Annotated in this window: 12 protein-coding genes; 3 read left to right on the plus strand and 9 right to left on the minus strand. The window is 48.6% G+C overall.

From position 1 onward, the window contains the following. Window positions 1-54 precede the first annotated feature (54 nt). Together AC1RR2_RS11740 and AC1RR2_RS11745 are read right to left on the minus strand one after the other, a co-directional pair. On the minus strand, window positions 55-2,949 hold the full coding sequence (locus AC1RR2_RS11740; RefSeq protein WP_493222443.1) for a bifunctional diguanylate cyclase/phosphodiesterase: 2,895 nt from the start codon (window positions 2,947-2,949) through the stop codon (window positions 55-57). Between the two features lie 56 nt (window positions 2,950-3,005). Beyond that, complete coding sequence (locus AC1RR2_RS11745; protein ID WP_493222444.1) at window positions 3,006-4,544, minus strand: sensor domain-containing diguanylate cyclase; 1,539 nt, start codon at window positions 4,542-4,544, stop codon at window positions 3,006-3,008. A gap of 354 nt (window positions 4,545-4,898) precedes the next feature. On the opposite strand from AC1RR2_RS11745, the gene AC1RR2_RS11750 reads away from it, so the two are divergent. After that, window positions 4,899-5,333: a stealth family protein gene (locus AC1RR2_RS11750; RefSeq protein WP_493222445.1), complete on the plus strand. Its 435-nt coding sequence runs from the start codon at window positions 4,899-4,901 to the stop codon at window positions 5,331-5,333. A gap of 240 nt (window positions 5,334-5,573) precedes the next feature. After that, entirely contained in the window at window positions 5,574-6,152 is a 579-nt protein-coding gene (locus tag AC1RR2_RS11755; RefSeq protein WP_493222446.1) for a hypothetical protein, read from the plus strand. A 166-nt stretch (window positions 6,153-6,318) separates the two neighbouring features. Here AC1RR2_RS11755 and katG read toward each other — a convergent pair whose 3' ends face one another. The 7 genes from katG to AC1RR2_RS11790 form a co-directional block, all read right to left on the minus strand. Beyond that, window positions 6,319-8,541, minus strand: a complete 2,223-nt coding sequence (gene katG, locus AC1RR2_RS11760) for a catalase/peroxidase HPI (RefSeq protein WP_493222447.1) — start codon at window positions 8,539-8,541, stop codon at window positions 6,319-6,321. Between the two features lie 242 nt (window positions 8,542-8,783). Beyond that, window positions 8,784-9,635 carry a formate dehydrogenase accessory sulfurtransferase FdhD gene (locus tag AC1RR2_RS11765; RefSeq protein ID WP_493222448.1) on the minus strand — a complete coding sequence of 284 codons (852 nt, stop codon included), beginning with the start codon at window positions 9,633-9,635 and terminating at the stop codon, window positions 8,784-8,786. A gap of 17 nt (window positions 9,636-9,652) precedes the next feature. After that, entirely contained in the window at window positions 9,653-9,964 is a 312-nt protein-coding gene (locus AC1RR2_RS11770; protein WP_493222449.1) for a helix-turn-helix domain-containing protein, read from the minus strand. Beyond that, window positions 9,948-10,340, minus strand: a complete 393-nt coding sequence (locus AC1RR2_RS11775) for a type II toxin-antitoxin system RelE/ParE family toxin (RefSeq protein WP_493222450.1) — start codon at window positions 10,338-10,340, stop codon at window positions 9,948-9,950. Before AC1RR2_RS11775 ends, AC1RR2_RS11770 begins: the two co-directional genes overlap by 17 nt. A gap of 74 nt (window positions 10,341-10,414) precedes the next feature. Continuing rightward, window positions 10,415-13,243 (minus strand): formate dehydrogenase subunit alpha, encoded by a 2,829-nt coding sequence (gene fdhF, locus AC1RR2_RS11780; RefSeq protein ID WP_493222451.1) that lies wholly within the window; start codon window positions 13,241-13,243, stop codon window positions 10,415-10,417. Between the two features lie 21 nt (window positions 13,244-13,264). Beyond that, window positions 13,265-15,007 (minus strand): NADH-ubiquinone oxidoreductase-F iron-sulfur binding region domain-containing protein, encoded by a 1,743-nt coding sequence (locus tag AC1RR2_RS11785; protein ID WP_493222452.1) that lies wholly within the window; start codon window positions 15,005-15,007, stop codon window positions 13,265-13,267. Between the two features lie 132 nt (window positions 15,008-15,139). After that, window positions 15,140-16,066 (minus strand): LysR family transcriptional regulator, encoded by a 927-nt coding sequence (locus AC1RR2_RS11790; protein ID WP_493222453.1) that lies wholly within the window; start codon window positions 16,064-16,066, stop codon window positions 15,140-15,142. Between the two features lie 108 nt (window positions 16,067-16,174). Here AC1RR2_RS11790 and AC1RR2_RS11795 point away from each other — a divergent pair, with 108 nt between their 5' ends. Further along, window positions 16,175-17,401 carry an acyl-CoA dehydrogenase family protein gene (locus AC1RR2_RS11795; protein ID WP_493222454.1) on the plus strand — a complete coding sequence of 409 codons (1,227 nt, stop codon included), beginning with the start codon at window positions 16,175-16,177 and terminating at the stop codon, window positions 17,399-17,401. Window positions 17,402-17,414 lie beyond the last annotated feature (13 nt).

Raw genomic sequence — 17,414 nt, forward strand, 5'->3', positions numbered from 1 at the left:
TGACATCATTCAAAATTTTTGAATGAAGATAAAAATCCTATTGATTGGTTTTGTTTAATTGTATTTTTGCAGTAGCTTGACCACCTGATCGGCAGGCAAGGGTTTACTAAAGATATAACCCTGAAACTCATCACATCCTTGAGTCAATAGAAAATCGGATTGCGCCTGCGTTTCTACGCCTTCCGCGATAGTTTTAAAGCCTAGTCCCTTAGACATTTGGATGATGGCGGAGACAATTGCCCTATCGTCAGAATCGGTGGCGATATCACGGACGAAGGATTGATCAATTTTGAGCTTATAGACCTTGAATTTTTTCAAGTAACTAAGCGAAGAGTAACCGGTACCAAAATCATCAATCGCCAAGCGTATGCCTAGCGCGTGTAAATCATTCATCACTGCTATCGCATTGAGCGGATTATCAGTGGCGACGCTCTCGGTCAATTCGATTTCAAGAAATTCTGGCGGTATCGCGACTTCTGCTAAGACACTTGTCACCACGCCTTGCAAATTGGGATGACGGAATTGTATAGCCGATAAATTCACCGCCATGATGATAGGATGCAAGCCTGCTTCAATCCAAGCTTTAAGCTGCATCATCGCGGTCCTTAGCACCCAGGTACCGATAGGAATAATTTGTCCATTGCTTTCTGCCAGCGGGATAAATTCGGCCGGAGAAATCGAGCCTAGTTCGGGATGGGTCCAACGCAATAAGGCTTCAACGCCGATAATTTTTTTCCCGTCCATGGTCAGCTGCGGCTGATAGACTACTTGAAATTCGTTGCGTTCCAAGGCGTGATGCATGGCGCTTTCCAACAACAACATGCGGGTGGTACGAAGCTGCATTTCTTTGGCAAAAAAACGGAAATCATTGCGGCCATCTTGCTTGACTCTATTCATTGCCGCATCCGCACTTTGAAACAGACTTTCACCATCCGCGCCATCTTGCGGGAACATCGCCACACCTATCGATGGTGTTAAAACGATTTCATGACCTTCAAATAAAAACCCCTGCGAAACTTCTTCCAATACTTTACCTGCCATGCGCGCGACGTCATCCTCATTCACTTCTTCTAGCACCAAGGCAAACTCATCACCTGACACTCTCGCTACGGTGTCAGTATGTTTCACGATCTGCGCCAGCCGCTGCGCAATTTCTATTAACAAAGCATCGCCGGCGTTATGTCCCAAGGTTTCGTTGACGTGTTTAAACCTGTCTAGATTTAAGTACAGCAAAGCGAGACGAGAGCCTGAGCGTTGTGAGGCGGTCATGGCATGTTGCATGCGATCCATCATGAGCTGACGATTCGGTAATCCGGTCAGTAAATCGTAGTTGATTAATTTTTCTATGCGGCGCTCGGCTTCGATACGGGCGGTGATGTCAACCACCGATGCCATCACATAATTTCCATCCTGCGCGGTGATCGGGGTCAGACCAATTTCGACCCGAAACTCATCCCCATTGCGGCGCCGTGCAAACAACAGTCGCCCTTGTCCCATTGCTCGATCTGAAGGATTACTGATATAGCCTGAGAAATTACGTTGATGACTAGCGCGTGCGGCCTCGGGAATCAAATTATCCAGATGCAGTCCGACCATGCCACCCGCCTCATAATCAAACATCACTTCGGTTTGGGAGTTGGTTAAAACAATGATGCCTTGGGTGTTGACCATAATCATGGCATTCGGCGAAGCTTGCACCGCACTGCGGAAACGATCTTCTTCTAACTTTCGAGCGGTAATATCGGTGTGGGAACCGACCACGCGTTCCACTACACCATTCGCAGCTTTGATTCGTTCGCCACGCGAAAAGATCCAGCGATAACCGCCATCTTTGTGGCGGGCACGGAACTCATTCTCATAGACCTTCACATCAGGTGACTTAATAAAGGTCTGAAAAACATCAATCGCAGACTGACGGTCAGCTGGATGTAACAAAGCTATCCAAGTGTCGTAATGACCGGTCAGCTCATGCTCCTGATAACCTAATTGTTTCTTCCACACCGGCGACAGTGTCATCTCCATGGTCTGCAGATTTAAGTCCCACAATCCCGTATTAGAAGCTGCCACGGTCAGCTCTAAATTATGGCGTGATGCCTCCAGCTCTCGATAAGGACGTTCTATAGACTCGACCACCACGGCTCTATAGATCAAGACATAGGCGATCACTTTATACAGATGCCCAAGTACGTTATAAGCACCCGTTTTGGTGGTATATAAAGTGAAGAACAATTCGCCGATCGCCATCACGCAGACTGCACCCCAAATCAAAGGAATGTCCAGGACATGCCGTGACTTCAAGCGCTTCCATAAAATAATCGCGGTAACAATATTCAAGGCAATAATCAGGTATTCGAGATCCTTTTTCACGGTTGTCAAACCTGAACCTGGAATAAACCAAATCGGAAATAATTCTTGCCTTACGACCACCAGCCAGCTAAACAGCAGCGATAACAAGAGCATAGACAAAAACATCAAATATTTTTTGGCGCGGCTAGTCATGCGCTCAAATGACTGCAAGGCAAAAGTCAACAAACCCAAAGTCGCCATGAGTCGGGCTGCCATCCAAAAATTTAGATATTTATTGGTATCGTTTTCGGTAAAGAACTTTGCCATCCCGGGGTAGGACAGTGTGTGTGCAAAATCGAGTAGTGCGACCACAAAAAAGATGCTGGATAAAACGATCAGACTGTGCGGGTAATCATTTGAACGTGAATTCCAGGCCACGACAAAAACCATCATAGCAATAAAAATAGAAACGATTTCCATGGTCGAATGCAAGACCAGATAGTGTTCCATGCCGTAGTAATTTTCTGGCGTCGGTATCAGACAAAAAATAATTTGCACCGCAACCAGCAACGCTAACAAGCGCATCATTTGAGCCACGCCCTGCCGATGCGAATGATGAACCCCAAGTAGAATTCGCATCAGTATTGTCTTGCCTGAAGTCATTGCTTTACCTGTATTAAATTATTTTGCAATATGCACTGCGTCTTACTTCGACAAACTCACTGAGACGGTACGACCGCTCTGTCACGTCCACCAGTTTTTGCCTGATAGAGGAAATCATCGGCTTGTTTATAAGCCGCATCAAGCGTTATCCAATTATCGCTACAAATCATCGTCGCGCCTATAGAAATCGTCATAAAACCACAGGTATTTCCTACATGTGGCAATTGCAAATCCCGCACTGCCTGATTTAATTTTTCCATTAAAGCGCTGAGTTCTGCGAGATCTTTTAAAGGCATCAGCACCGCGAACTCTTCTCCGCCAACCCGGAATATCTGATCAGATCCGCGCCGCAATGCAGCCTTCATCGCCGCAGCCACCGCACGTAATGCTTTGTCGCCCTCCTGATGTCCGTAGTGATCATTATATTTCTTAAAAAAATCAATATCCATAATCGCCAAACCCATGCTCAAATGACGACGTTTGACCAGTTCAAACTGTTGCCGCGCAATCACATCAAAATAACGACGATTAAACAATCCGGTCAATCCATCCCTGATCGACAACTGGTGTATTTGACGACTCTTACGTGTCAGCAGAATGACAGCGACAAGCGTAATTGCTAGTACCAGCAAAGTAAGGATATGCCAACTGCGTCCCATCAAACTGCGCAGTAGCAAATCCGACTGATTCATATGCAATTCGAGTGTCCAAGGTGCACTTTTTAAAGCCAATTTAATGACGGTAAGTGCTTGCTCCTGACTAATTTCCTGATCCGATGTAGCCGCGATGATGGTGCCATGCGGATCCACCAGGCGTAGATGGGTATCAGAAATTGCTGTGGTGGATAATCTTCGTTGCAGACTCGACACCAACACATCTATGCTAAGGCTGCCACGAAATAAATGATCCTGATAGATAGCTTGAGTTACCGTTACAATATTGCCTTTGCCGGCGGCATCAGCATAGGGTTTACTCCAAAACACTTTACGTTGCGGATTCGCTTGAGGCGTAGCTAAGGCAAAATAATCTCGCTGCATTAAGTCTGGTTTGAAAAAAAATTGTTCCGAGCCACGATACGGAAAGATAAACATAAAACCACGCGCCGACGCATACTGAACCCAGGGCACGTCGCCACTGCGCTCACGAATCGCGCGCATCAAAGGCGTCAAACCTATCACCATCATCATTTCTTGAGCGACAGGATCGTTCTTATCAGGAATGGGCCCGAATCCGGTAAACCGACCCAAGTGTTCAAAGTTACCGAAATCGTTTGGCAAGACTGACTCATAGCCTTCATAGTCTTTGGTAGCTTGTAATCGCTGGATAGGATTCTCTACACCTACAGCACGACCGCTGAAATAACGTTCAGACACATACTTCATCGCGAGCAAGTTATAAATATGGATATCCAATTCATGATCCAATTCTTCTGCCAACAAGGTACCGCTTTTCTGTAGCTCTACTTTGGTCTCCGCGATCCCTTCGCTGACCCGGACATAAGTACCCCATATAGCGAGCAGAAAGCCTATCGAGAGTATCAGCAAAAAAATATTGCCGATTTGTTGACGCTGTCTATCGTTTAAAGAAATGAACATAGGATTTGATCGTTATAAAAACTAAGCACACCAACACACTGTACTTGCGCATCTCAGAATATTTAGCGAGGCGTAAGCCGATAGTCTGACTTTAAAGGCATTTTCTATTCAAGACCATTGCACTTTGGTGCAAAACAACAGCAGTTAGACTATCGACTGCTCAGACGGGACTTTTCCATCTCAGGCAAAAATATAAGCAAATAGACTTGCTGTTTTTTCAGTTACAGTAGCACCTCTACTTAAGGATGCTTAGATTGAAAATGCGTACCAGCGAAGCAATGGACCTGTAGGCTAAAATGTCTGGTCTACACACCCTGATAGCACTTTATTTCTCTATTCTTCTAGCGAGACTACTTGACTTCATATCCTGAACTTATTGATATTGTGTATTTATGGGTGGATGGTGCTGATCCCGCCTGGCATCACAAGCGGCAGCAAGCGATCACTCGCAAACAAGATTTTGACAGAGTTAATCTGGCAAAGCATGGTGATGTCGCGGGTCGCTATCGTGACAATCAAGAATTGAGATTTAATCTACGTGCCTTAGAAAAATTCTTCCCAGATCATGGTCATGTCTATCTCGTCACGGATGGACAGAAACCAGATTGGTTACAAGAGAGCTCAGGAATTACGTTGATCGATCACAGCAGTATTATTCCTGCGACCGCCTTACCTGTTTTCGATTCGGGTCATATCGAATCGTATTTGCATCACATACCTGGATTATCAGAACGATTTATCTATCTGAACGACGACGTATTTTTTGGCGCGCCTGTTAGGGCCTGTTAACATTTAAATCGGGAGATGCGTTCAAGCCAAAAGGTGGGATGGCAAGGCGTAGTTCGCCGCCGAGGCTGATGCCTCGGCAAGAGCTGCAACGCTGTCCATCGCGCCTTTTGGCTTGAACCCTTCGGGAATGGGTAAAACGGGCACATGGCGTTGTTGCAAGTCGCTTACAGTGCTCGCACTGCGGCGCGCCTTGACGCCTAGCCCTGTGCCCGTTTTTCCGCATTCGCACTCCCAATTTAAATGTTAACAGGCCCTAGTGTGGAGAACTGGTTTGGACAGCATGGTGTTGCTGTATTTAAGGAGCGAGAACAAGTCCCAGATTACAACACGCTACAGAAAGATGAGACAGCTTTGGTCAACGCCTCTATTTTATCCAAGCACTGGTTGCAGCAACGTTATCCGCTCTACCAACACGTGCATCGCATCTTTGCGCATGCACCGCGCCCTATGCTGAAAAGCGTTTTGTTAGAGTTAGAAAAAGAAGCACCCGACTTATTTGAACAAGTCAGGCAAACCGTGTTTCGCGATTGGCAGCGCCCACCTATCGTGCCCGATCTGGTGCCGCGCTGGATGTTACATCGTGGCCTCGCTGATTTACGAGAAATTGAGTATCACTACATCTGCAGTGGCGATAGCGACGCCGAACAACAATTTGCTGATTTAAGCGAACGTTTTGGTGAACTGGTGTTTTTCTGTATCAATGACACCAGCGATAATGCGGCATCGGATGATCCACAGCTATTACGAATTCGCGAGACTTTGCAGCGACTATTGCCTTTGCCTTCACGGTTTGAGACAGATGCCATAGGTTGGCGCTGAGCATAACGAAGCCCAACAATTTGAATTGAAACCGTCTTAAATTATTGGGCTTGGCATTTGTAGGGCGGGTGCAACCCGCGCCGCACGTAGGTCGGCTAGCGTTGTACCACGTGCTGGCGGCGCGGGTTGCACCCGCCTTACTTTTCGGTCTTTTCAACTACTCGAATCACACTAAATCAAAGCGGTCTGCATTCATGACTTTGTTCCAAGCGGCAATGAAATCATTCACAAATTTTTGCTGTGCATCGCTGCTTGCATAGACTTCCGCCAAGGCGCGTAATTGAGAATTGGAACCAAACACCAGATCAACCGTGGTGCCTGTCCATTTCACTTCACCATTGTGACGATCGCGGCCTTCGAGCACGCCCGCTGTATTCGATGGCTGCCACTTAGTGTTCATATCAAGCAGATTAACGAAGAAATCATTGCTCAAAGTTTCTGGACGCTGAGTGAAGACACCGTGCTGAGTCTTGCCCGTGTTCGCATTTAAAGCGCGCAAGCCCCCAACTAATACCGTCATTTCCGGCGCACTTAAATTGAGTAACTGCGCCTTATCAATCAAAAGCTCGGCCGCATGTTTTTCTAAACCTGCACGCACGTAGTTACGGAAGCCATCTGCTGCCGGCTCAAGAACTGCGAACGAATCAACATCAGTTTGCTCTTGCGATGCATCCATGCGACCTGGAGTAAAAGGAACTTGCACATCATGCCCTGCTTTTTTCGCTGCCGCTTCTATCGCTGCCGCACCCGCCAATACGATCAAATCAGCCAGAGAAATTTTCTTCCCACTGGTTTGCGCCGCATTAAACTCTTGTTGGATCGCTTCTAAGCTCGCCAATACTTTAGCTAGCTCCAATGGCTGATTCGCTTCCCAATCACGTTGCGGCGACAAACGGATACGCGCACCATTCGCGCCACCACGTTTATCGCTACCACGGAAGGTCGATGCAGATGACCATGCCGTGTTCACTAATTGCGCGATACTAAGACCTGATGCCAACAACTTTGCTTTCAATGTGGCGATATCATTGGCATCTACCAGCGCATGATTCAGCGCTGGAATCGGATCTTGCCAGATCAGTGTTTCGCTTGGCACCAAGGGTCCCAAGTAGCGCGCCACTGGTCCCATATCGCGATGGGTTAACTTGAACCAAGCGTGTGCAAATGCGTCGGCAAATTCGGCAGGATTTTGATGGAAACGACGCGCGATCTTTTCATACGCAGGATCAAAGCGTAGCGACAAATCAGCAGTCGTCATCATCGGTGGATGTTTCTTGCTCGGGTCGTGCGCATCAGGAATCAAGTGTTCAGGTTTGCAATCTTTCGCCACCCATTGTTTGGCACCCGCTGGGCTCTTAGTCAGTTCCCATTCGTAACCGAACAACATGTCAAAGTAGCCGTTATCCCAGGTCGTTGGATTTGGTTTCCAAGCCCCTTCAATTCCACTCGTGGTCGTATGTACGCCTTTGCCTGAGCCCAACTTATTAATCCAGCCTAAACCCTGCTCTTCTATCCCAGCTGCTTCTGGCTCTGGTCCAACCAACGATGGATCACCAGCCCCATGCGCCTTACCAAAAGTATGACCGCCAGCAACCAAGGCTACCGTTTCTTCATCATTCATCGCCATGCGTGCAAAGGTTTCGCGTACATCGCGACCAGACGCGACCGGATCAGGATTCCCATCAGGGCCTTCTGGATTCACATAGATTAAGCCCATTTGCACCGCTGCTAAGGGGTTCTCTAGTTCTCGCTTACCAGCGTCTGAACCGGCATAACGGCTATTCGCTTTGTCACTGGTTGCCAACCATTCGGTTTCTGAACCCCAGTAGATGTCTTCTTCAGGTTGATAAATATCCTCACGACCACCGGCGAAGCCAAAGGTCTTAAAGCCCATCGATTCGAGCGCCACGTTACCCGCTAAGATGAACAAATCTGCCCAGGAAATCTTGCGACCATATTTTTGCTTAATCGGCCATAACAAACGACGTGCTTTATCAAGATTGCCGTTATCTGGCCAGCTATTCAAAGGCGCAAAACGCTGATTACCTGTCCCTGCACCACCACGCCCATCAGATACCCGGTACGTACCGGCAGCATGCCATGCCATCCGTACCATCAACCCACCGTAGTGCCCCCAATCGGCTGGCCACCAGTCTTGCGAATCGGTCATCAATGCTTTGAGATCTTGCACCACCGCATTCAAATCTAGCGACTTGAATTCTTTCGCATAGTCAAAATCCTCATCCATAGGATTCGACTTAGGTGAGTGCTGATGCAAAATATTTAACTTGAGCTGATTCGGCCACCAAGTGGAATTAGTCGGCGCACCTGCCGCGACCGCATGTTTGGCGGCGCCATGGTGGAAAGGGCATTTTGCTTCGTTCGTCATATCAATCTCCTGGAATAGGTTAAAAACAAGCTCAACAGCAAGTTCAACAACAAGTTCAAAACTGCAATGGATTTGATTCTAGAGAGCAAAGATCGATAGATCAATGCAATTAAATTTATTGATTCGATAAATTTTAACTAAAAAGCGGTTGATGCTTCGCTCAGACAGCATAGTCCATGAACAAAATGTCCTAGGTGTGAAATATCAAGTCTCAGTGGAATTGGCTAAGGTCTGTTGAAAGATCACGCCAACTTAAGCGCGGCGTCGACCAAGTGCGTTTCATAAATCAAACGATGTTGAGCACTGAGCAACAAAAAGTGTTTGCCGCTGCAGCGTGCTAATAAGGCCATATCGAGTTTTTGTGCGACCATGTGCCCCATTTGCGTGGTGCCGGAGCGCGATAATAAAAATGGGATGCCCATTTGTGCGCCCTTAATTACCATCTCTGAAGTCAGACGCCCAGTGGTATAAAAAATTTTGTCACCGCCACTAAGCGCATCCAACCACATCAAACCGGCGATGGCATCGACGGCATTGTGCCGACCGACGTCTTCGATAAAGTACAACAATTCACCGCTATCTGAAAATAAAGCACAGCCATGCACCGAGCCTGCACGTTTGTAGACTGATTGCTGGGTACGTATGGTATCGACGATGCGATATAACACCGACTGTTTAAGTTTTGCTTCGGCTGGCAACACCAGGGTATCGACTTCATCCATCAAGCCGCCATACACCGAACCCTGACCGCAGCCTGTCGTGATCACTTTTTTGGCAGTGCGTTCTTGAATATCGGCGATGCCATGCCGTGTCACTACAGCCGCTGCATCAACAGACCAATCAACTTGGATAGAAACGATGTCGTCTAAGTTACGTACCAGTCGTTGATTGCGTAAATAACCGAGCACCAAGGCTTCAGGATTCGCGCCTAAAGTCATCAAGGTGACTAATTCACGTTTATCAACATAGATCGTTAACGGCCGCTCTGCCGGAATAGCAATCATAGAACTGCGCCCGCGCTCATCCATCACTTCGACATCGTGAGTGAGGTGGATGCTAGCGGAAGATAACAAGGGACTTTGCGCGCTATTCATTAAGTTGTCTTATGAATCTATGCAAGCAATTCAAGACCTTTTCTATCTATGAGATTTAATAATTTTAATGATGCGCCGTTTGGGTGTTTTTGGCCCTGCTCCCATTTTTGTACCGTTGATGGACTAGTATTCAAATAGGCAGCGAACACCGCTTGACTAGCCTTAAAACGCAAACGCAACTTCTTAATTTGTTCGGCGCTGTAATCTTGCACTGGCGTCAGGCACAGCGCATCAAATTCACGCATAGTCATCGCATCCATCGTACCTGCAGCATGCAAACCCTGTGCAGTGCCATGCAATACGTCCAATAACTTATCGTTTTTTGCCATGATTTACTCCCGTATCTATTTCAAGCAATTCTTGCGCAGTCTTTGCAAGCTCTAAGGCATAAGCGTCATACGCTAACAAATGTCTTGCTAAGAGTTTCAGGGCCTTCAATTCTTTGTCGTCAATATTGTCTTGTTGATTTTTCGCAAAACCGTATAAAAAGAAGGCCCTGTCTTTAAACTTAAAAGCAAGAATCGTTCTTAAGCCCGCACTTTTCCCGCGTCCCGCAATACCAACACGTTTCTTAACGACATTAGCGCCCAAATTTGCATCGATCAAACCTTGATCCAATTCGGCCACCGCATCAATTAGGACTAGATCCGAGATGCCCTCTTTTAGTGCCCAACGAGCAAACCACCTAGTCTTAAAAATTCGCATGCGTTTTCGGATCGTTTAGATTGGTTTATATCTGCTTAAATTGTAGCACTTAGTGCTATATTCGTACACCTCAATTATTGCTGCAATTTTGCCAGCACCTGTCCACCACCATAACTGCCCTGCACCGGCTCAGCGCCGCCGAGTATGAGCTTAATCGCGCAGTATTTAAACTCAGGAATTTTTCCATACGGATCGAGCGCGGCATTGGTGAGTTTATTGATCGCCGCTTCGTAGTAACAGAAAGGAACAAATACGGCACCGCGTGGCGAGCTGTCATCAGCGCGCGCATATAAGCTCACTTCGCCTCGACGTGAAGTAATTGTCACGATATCACCGGGCTGGGCGCCCATGTCTACCAAATCAAGCGGATGCACGAGTGCGACCGGATCAGGCTCAATCGCATCAAGCACGGTGGTACGGCGCGTCATACTGCCAGTATGCCAGTGTTCAAGTTGACGTCCGGTAATCAGCACCATCGGATATTCCGCATCGGGGCGTTCATTGGCTGGAATAATGTCCGCCGGGACAAATCGCGCACGTCCGGTCTCACGCGGGAACTCGTGGGTGAATACGACCGATTCCCCCGCATCGCCTTCATGTCGGCATGGATAAGTCACCGCATGTTCGCGCTCCAAACGCTCCCAGGTAATCCCAGCAATATTTGGCATGGTGTGACGCATTTCATCGAACACGGCGGCTACATTTGGATACTGCCAATCCAATCCAAGTTGTTGCGCCATTTGCTGAATGATCCACAAATCTTGTTTCGCTTGTCCCGGCGGATCTATGGCCTGACGTCCCATTTGCACTAAGCGATCTGTATTCGTGAAGCTACCCGTTTTTTCGGGGAAAGCAGAGGCTGGCAAAATCACGTCGGCTAAATACGCGGTCTCAGTCAAGAAAATATCTTGCACCACCAAATGATCAAGTGCGGCCAAGGATTCACGTGCATGATTCGCATCGGGGTCCGACATTGCTGGATTTTCCCCCATGATGTACATGCCATTGATTTCGCCACGCTTGATCGCATGCATAATCTCCACCACAGTCAAGCCCGGTTGCGGATCTAAAGTATCCGCTGACAATTGCCAAGCTTGTTCAAAGCGCGCACGTGCCGCCGCATTATCAACACGTTGATAGTCGGGATACATCATTGGTATCAAGCCCGCGTCAGATGCGCCTTGCACATTATTTTGCCCACGTAAAGGATGTAAGCCACTACCCGGCTTGCCGATCTGCCCTGTCATCAAAGCCAGTGCGATTAAGCAACGCGCATTGTCGGTGCCATGTACATGCTGCGACACGCCCATGCCCCACAAGATCATCGAGCCTTTTGAGGTCGCATATAAGCGTGCGACATCGCGGATAGTATCCGCGGCTATACCACAGATCGGTGCCATCAATTCTGGGCTGTAACCAGCCACATTTTTTTCTAATTCTGCGTAGCCTATGGTACGGCTATTGATGAAGTCTTTATCGACCAAATTTTCGTGCACGATCACATGCATCATAGCGTTGAGTAAGGCGACATCCGTATCCGGCTTAAACTGCAAATAGCGATGCGCCATGCGCGCCAAATCGGATTTGCGCGGGTCCATGACGACTAGCTTGGTACCATTTTCTATCGCATTTTTAATCCACGTAGCAGCAACCGGATGATTCACAGTCGGATTCGCACCGATCACGATAACGACTTCCGCTTTGGTGACATCCATCACGGGATTCGATACCGCGCCGGAACCTATGCCTTCTAACAAAGCCGTAACGGATGAGGCGTGACACAGGCGCGTGCAATGATCAACATTATTACTACCAAAGCCGACCCTCACCAATTTTTGAAATAAGTAAGCTTCTTCATTACTGCCTTTGGCAGAACCAAATCCGGCGAGCGCTTTTTTGCCCTTGGTATCGCGGATGTGCTTGAGTTTGCCGCCCGCCAAGGCGAGCGCCTCTTCCCAACTTGCTTCACGGAAGACCTCCATCACATGCGCGGGGTCCATCACAAAGTCACCGGTTCTCTTCGCTTCAGGGCGACGAATGAGCGGCACCGTTAACCGATGGGGGTGATGGGCATAATCAAATCCGTAGCGACCTTTCACACACAAACGTGCATGATTCGCCGGGCCATCGCGACCTTCTACAAACAGAATATGATTGTCTTTGACGTTGTAAGTAAGCTGACAGCCAACACCGCAATACGGACACACCGATTCCACTTGTTTATCGGGTACTGTCAAAGCCGCATCACGGGCTGGCATCAAAGCACCGGTAGGACATGCTTGCACACATTCGCCACATGCAACGCAAGTCGATGCCCCCATAGGGTCATCCATATCAAACACGATCTTCGCCGCATCACCGCGGAAAGCCATGCCGATCACATCATTCACTTGCTCATCGCGACAAGCGCGTAGGCAGCGCGTGCATTGTATGCAAGCATCGAGATTTACCGTGATCGCTGCATGCGAATTGTCTTGCGCAATTGGCTTGGCGGATGCAGCAAAGCGTGGTTTACCTACTTGCAATTTATCAGCCCATTGATCGACTTCATTGTGGCGGGTGTAACTGGTTTCTGGCATGTCGGCTTGCAGTAATTCCAGCACCATTTTTTGCGCATTAACTGCGCGTGGGCTATCGGTCACGACTTGCATACCGTTGGATGGATGACGGCAGCAGCTTGGTGCCAGCACGCGTTCGCCATTGATCTCTACCATACAAGCGCGGCAATTGCCGACGCTTTCCATGCCGGGGCGATAGCAGAGATGCGGAATCTCGACGCCTTCGCGTTTGGCGATCTCGATTAATAATTCATTGCTGCGTGCGGTGACTTCTTTGCCATTCAAACTGAAGTTCACGGTAGGAACATCCATCTGTGCCATCTGGCTACGGGTAATTGCATTCATGGTTTTATCACTCTTATGAAATTACTGATTGGCTTGGCGGAGTTCATGCGGAAAATACTTGACCACGCAATCGACAGGATTCGGAGCCGCTTGTCCCAAGCCGCAAATCGAAGCATCGCGCATCAGGGTCGAGAGCTCCGCTAACAAAGACAGATCCCACTGATCTTGCGCGATCAGTGCCGATGCTTTAGCTGTGCCGACCCGGCATGGCGTACATTGACCACAGGATTCGTGCTGGAAGAAATGCATTAAATTACGTGCCGCATTCACTGCACTATCACGCTCAGACAACACCACCACAGCAGCAGAACCAATGAAACATCCATACGGCTGCAAAGTATCAAAATCAAGTGGGATACTATTCAAGCTCGCGGGTAAAATGCCGCCAGACGCCCCCCCAGGTAAGTAGGCATAAAACACTTCGCCGTCTGCCATGCCACCGCAATATTCATCGATTAATTCTTGTATCGTAATGCCTGCTGGTGCCAATTTAACGCCAGGTTCGCGCACCCGTCCCGACACCGAAAATGAACGCAAACCCTTGCGACCATGACGCCCTTGCGCACTCAACCACGCACCACCTTTTTCTAGAATAGTGCGTACCCAGTACAAGGTTTCAAAATTATGTTCTAGTGTAGGCCGCCCGAATAAGCCAACTTGCGCCACATACGGTGGGCGCAAACGGGGAATGCCGCGCTTACCTTCGATCGACTCTATCATCGCCGATTCTTCACCGCAAATATAAGCACCAGCACCGCGTCGCAGATGGATCATCGGCAAATGCGCAATCGGCGGGCTTGCACGTAACGAGGCTAATTCTTGTTCTAAGATGGCGCGACCAGTATGGTATTCATCACGCAGATAAATATAGATATCCGCGATCCCAACCGCCCACGCGGCAATCAGCATGCCTTCCAGAAAACGATGCGGATCACTTTCCAAATAGAACCTATCTTTGAACGTGCCAGGTTCACCTTCATCAATATTGACCGCCATCAGGCGTGGCCCGGCTTCTGCACCGACGATGCGCCATTTGCGTCCGGCTGGAAAACCGGCACCGCCAAGGCCACGCAAGCCGGAGTCTTCCATGGTCTGCAATACGGTTTCCAATGCGCGTTTGCCGCTCGTGCATTCTTTCAACAGCGCATAACCACCTTGTGCCTGATAGGCGGCGTAATCTTGGTAACTAGCAACTTGTGCTGTCACCTGCCCGTTTTGCACCGCTGCTTCCACTTTGGCTAGATCTGCGTGCGCAATACCGTATTGCCCAACCACCACTGCCGGTGCTTGTTCGCAGCGGCCTATGCAAGGCGCAGCTAACACACGTACTTCGGTGCCGAGTATGGCGGGGAGTCGTTCTAATAAACTTTGCGCACCAGCCATTTCACACGACAAACTATTGCACACTCGAATCGTGAGAGGCGCTGGCATGGCATCGTTTTCTTTGACCACATCGAAATGATGATAGAAGGTGGCAACTTCATACACTTCGGTTTGCGCTAAGCGCAATTCTTGGGCGAGTGCCGCCAAATGCGCTGCAGATAAGGCTTTGTAGTGATCCTGAATTTTATGCAAATGCTCAATCAACAAATCGGCAGTACGTGGAGCATCGCCCAACAAAGCTCGCACCTCGGCTAAGGCTTGGGGATCAACTCGTCGTCCTTTCGGTGCTTCGCGCTTACGTTGTTTGCTGGGCCCTTGCATAGGCTGAGGCTGGACACGCATACTGTTAATGGTATTGATGGGGATTACCACTTTGTTCATCATTTCACCTGATCTTGAGTATTGCGAGCGTTTGTAGCAATCGCAAACATTTTTATAATGACCGCAAGTTTACACCAGCAACTGTCTTTCATCGTAGTGTACAAATTAGAGAATTTCCAAGCATTTGATGCGCTATGCAATCCTAACCTGCTGCATCAGCTCTATCAATTGCTGGCGCAACCAAGCGTTGGCGCTATCATTCTCGGCACTGGTATGCCAATAGAGATGCGCATCTATCGGTTGGGTTGCCAGCGGAAACGGATCAAGCCGATTCATAAATTGGGCATTCGCAATACTTGCATATTGTTCGGGCATGGTCAGTAACAAATCGGTTTCACTAACAACACGACAAGCGGCGAAATAGTGCTGGCAGCGCAAACTAATTTGGCGACGCAAGCCTTCGCGATTCAATTCAAAATCTTCCAGGCCCATACCTTGGCGACGCGAAGATACAAGCACATGCGCTTGCCGCAAATAGGTAGCAAGATCGAGTGCTGCGTTTTTCTTCTTCGGCATTTGTGGATGTCCCTTGCGCGACAACACAACTAAACGATCACGCGAAACGCGTTGCTGCCGGATATTACCTGCTAGCGGAATGGGTACATCTAACACCATGTCGAGATTACCGCTGCTTAATGCCGTTTCAATTTCCCGTCTATCTACCCGCACACTTGCGATACTGATACCTGGCGCTTGCTCGGCAATCCTTTTTAACAAGGGTGGCAAGATGGTGGCTTCAAACACGTCACGCAAACCCAAATGAAAACTACGCTGTGTCTGGGTAGGATTAAAATTTTGATCGGCTTGCAAACTCGCTTCAAATAGCTGCAAGCCCTGACGAACTTGCGTAATGATGCTGCGCGTAAATGGTGTCGGTACCATGACAGCACCCTGCCGTACAAATAAAGGGTCATCAAACATCGTTCGTAAACGAGCCAAAGCATGGCTGAGCGCTGGTTGACTGAGATGCAAAGTCTGACTAGCGCGCGTGATGTTGCCTTGACTATAAATCGCGTCAAGCACCACAAAGAGATTGAGGTCAGTTCTAGAGATATGCATGAAATGAATTATGGCACATTCAAATCATTCATTTGAATAATTGATAGCGAGATCGTATGCTGCTGCAACAAACTTTGCATTGGCTATTCATCTATACGAAAGCGCGCTATGAACTTTGCTCACTCCGACACCGCCACTAGCCTGATTGCGCGTATGCAGTCTTTCATGCAAGAACATGTCATTCCCGCCGAAAAAACCTACGCCGTCCAATTACGTGGTGGTGCGGATTGGACACGATGGCAACAACCGCCGGTGATGGAAGAATTGAAAGCAAAAGCACGAGCCGCTGGATTGTGGAATCTGTTTTTGCCAGAAGATGGTGCGCGTCTTTCCAATGTCGATTACGCACCTTTAGCGGAAATCACTGGTCGTTCCATGATTGCGCCCGAAGTCTTTAATTGCAACGCGCCGGATACCGGCAATATGGAGGTGTTGGTCAAATACGGTAGCGAAGAACAAAAACAAGGTTGGCTCAAGCCTTTGATGGCGGGCGAAATCCGCTCTGCCTTTTGCATGACGGAACCTGAAGTGGCTTCCAGTGACGCGACCAATATACAAGCGACCGCTATCTTGGAAGGTGATGAAGTCGTGCTCAACGGTCGCAAGTGGTGGAGTTCTGGCATCGGTCATCCGAATTGCAAGGTGCTCATTTTTATGGGACTTAGCGACACCAGTGCAGAGAAGCATCAACAGCATTCTATGATACTCGTCCCCTTAGACACACCCGGCGTTAAGATAGAACGCATGCTACCGGTATTCCATACACTCGATGAACCTTATGGACATGGCGAAGTCAGCTTTAACAATGTGCGCCTGCCTGTCTCATCCATCATTGGCGGTTTGGGACGTGGTTTTGAAATCGCCCAAGGGCGGTTGGGACCGGGACGGATTCATCACTGCATGCGTGCAATCGGCGCGGCAGAATTTGCTTTAGAGTTGCTGTGTGTACGCGCTATGGATCGCGTCGCCTTTGGCAAACCGTTAGCCAAACTCGGCGGCAATGCCGACATCATTGCAAATGCGCGCATGGCGATTGAACAAGCCCGACTCTTGACCTTGAAAGCGGCATGGATGATGGATACCGTTGGCGTTAAAGGCGCGATGAGCGAGATTTCACAGATCAAAGTGATTGCGCCAAATGTCGCTACCCAAATCATCGATGCTGCGATGCAGATTCACGGTGGTGCGGGTTTATCGGATGATTTCCCACTGACTGCTTTGTATGCTTATGCACGTGTCCTGCGCATTGCGGATGGTCCGGACGAAGTGCACCGCGGCTTAATCGCCAAACTCGAATTAAAACAACAAGCAAAACGCCTCGGCATTTCTTCATAGATGAAAATAAAAT

The sequence above is a fragment of the Undibacterium sp. GW821-FHT11H02 genome (assembly GCF_058808015.1).

Coding starts and splice junctions, on each gene's coding strand:
- AC1RR2_RS11740 (WP_493222443.1), bottom strand. CDS start 2,949: ATGACTTCAGGCAAGACAATACTGATGCGAATTCTACTTGGGGTTCAT.
- AC1RR2_RS11745 (WP_493222444.1), bottom strand. CDS start 4,544: ATGTTCATTTCTTTAAACGATAGACAGCGTCAACAAATCGGCAATATT.
- AC1RR2_RS11755 (WP_493222446.1), top strand. CDS start 5,574: ATGTTAACAGGCCCTAGTGTGGAGAACTGGTTTGGACAGCATGGTGTT.
- katG (WP_493222447.1), bottom strand. CDS start 8,541: ATGACGAACGAAGCAAAATGCCCTTTCCACCATGGCGCCGCCAAACAT.
- AC1RR2_RS11765 (WP_493222448.1), bottom strand. CDS start 9,635: ATGAATAGCGCGCAAAGTCCCTTGTTATCTTCCGCTAGCATCCACCTC.
- AC1RR2_RS11770 (WP_493222449.1), bottom strand. CDS start 9,964: ATGGCAAAAAACGATAAGTTATTGGACGTATTGCATGGCACTGCACAG.
- AC1RR2_RS11775 (WP_493222450.1), bottom strand. CDS start 10,340: ATGCGAATTTTTAAGACTAGGTGGTTTGCTCGTTGGGCACTAAAAGAG.
- fdhF (WP_493222451.1), bottom strand. CDS start 13,243: ATGAATGCAATTACCCGTAGCCAGATGGCACAGATGGATGTTCCTACC.
- AC1RR2_RS11785 (WP_493222452.1), bottom strand. CDS start 15,007: ATGAACAAAGTGGTAATCCCCATCAATACCATTAACAGTATGCGTGTC.
- AC1RR2_RS11790 (WP_493222453.1), bottom strand. CDS start 16,066: ATGCATATCTCTAGAACTGACCTCAATCTCTTTGTGGTGCTTGACGCG.
- AC1RR2_RS11795 (WP_493222454.1), top strand. CDS start 16,175: ATGAACTTTGCTCACTCCGACACCGCCACTAGCCTGATTGCGCGTATG.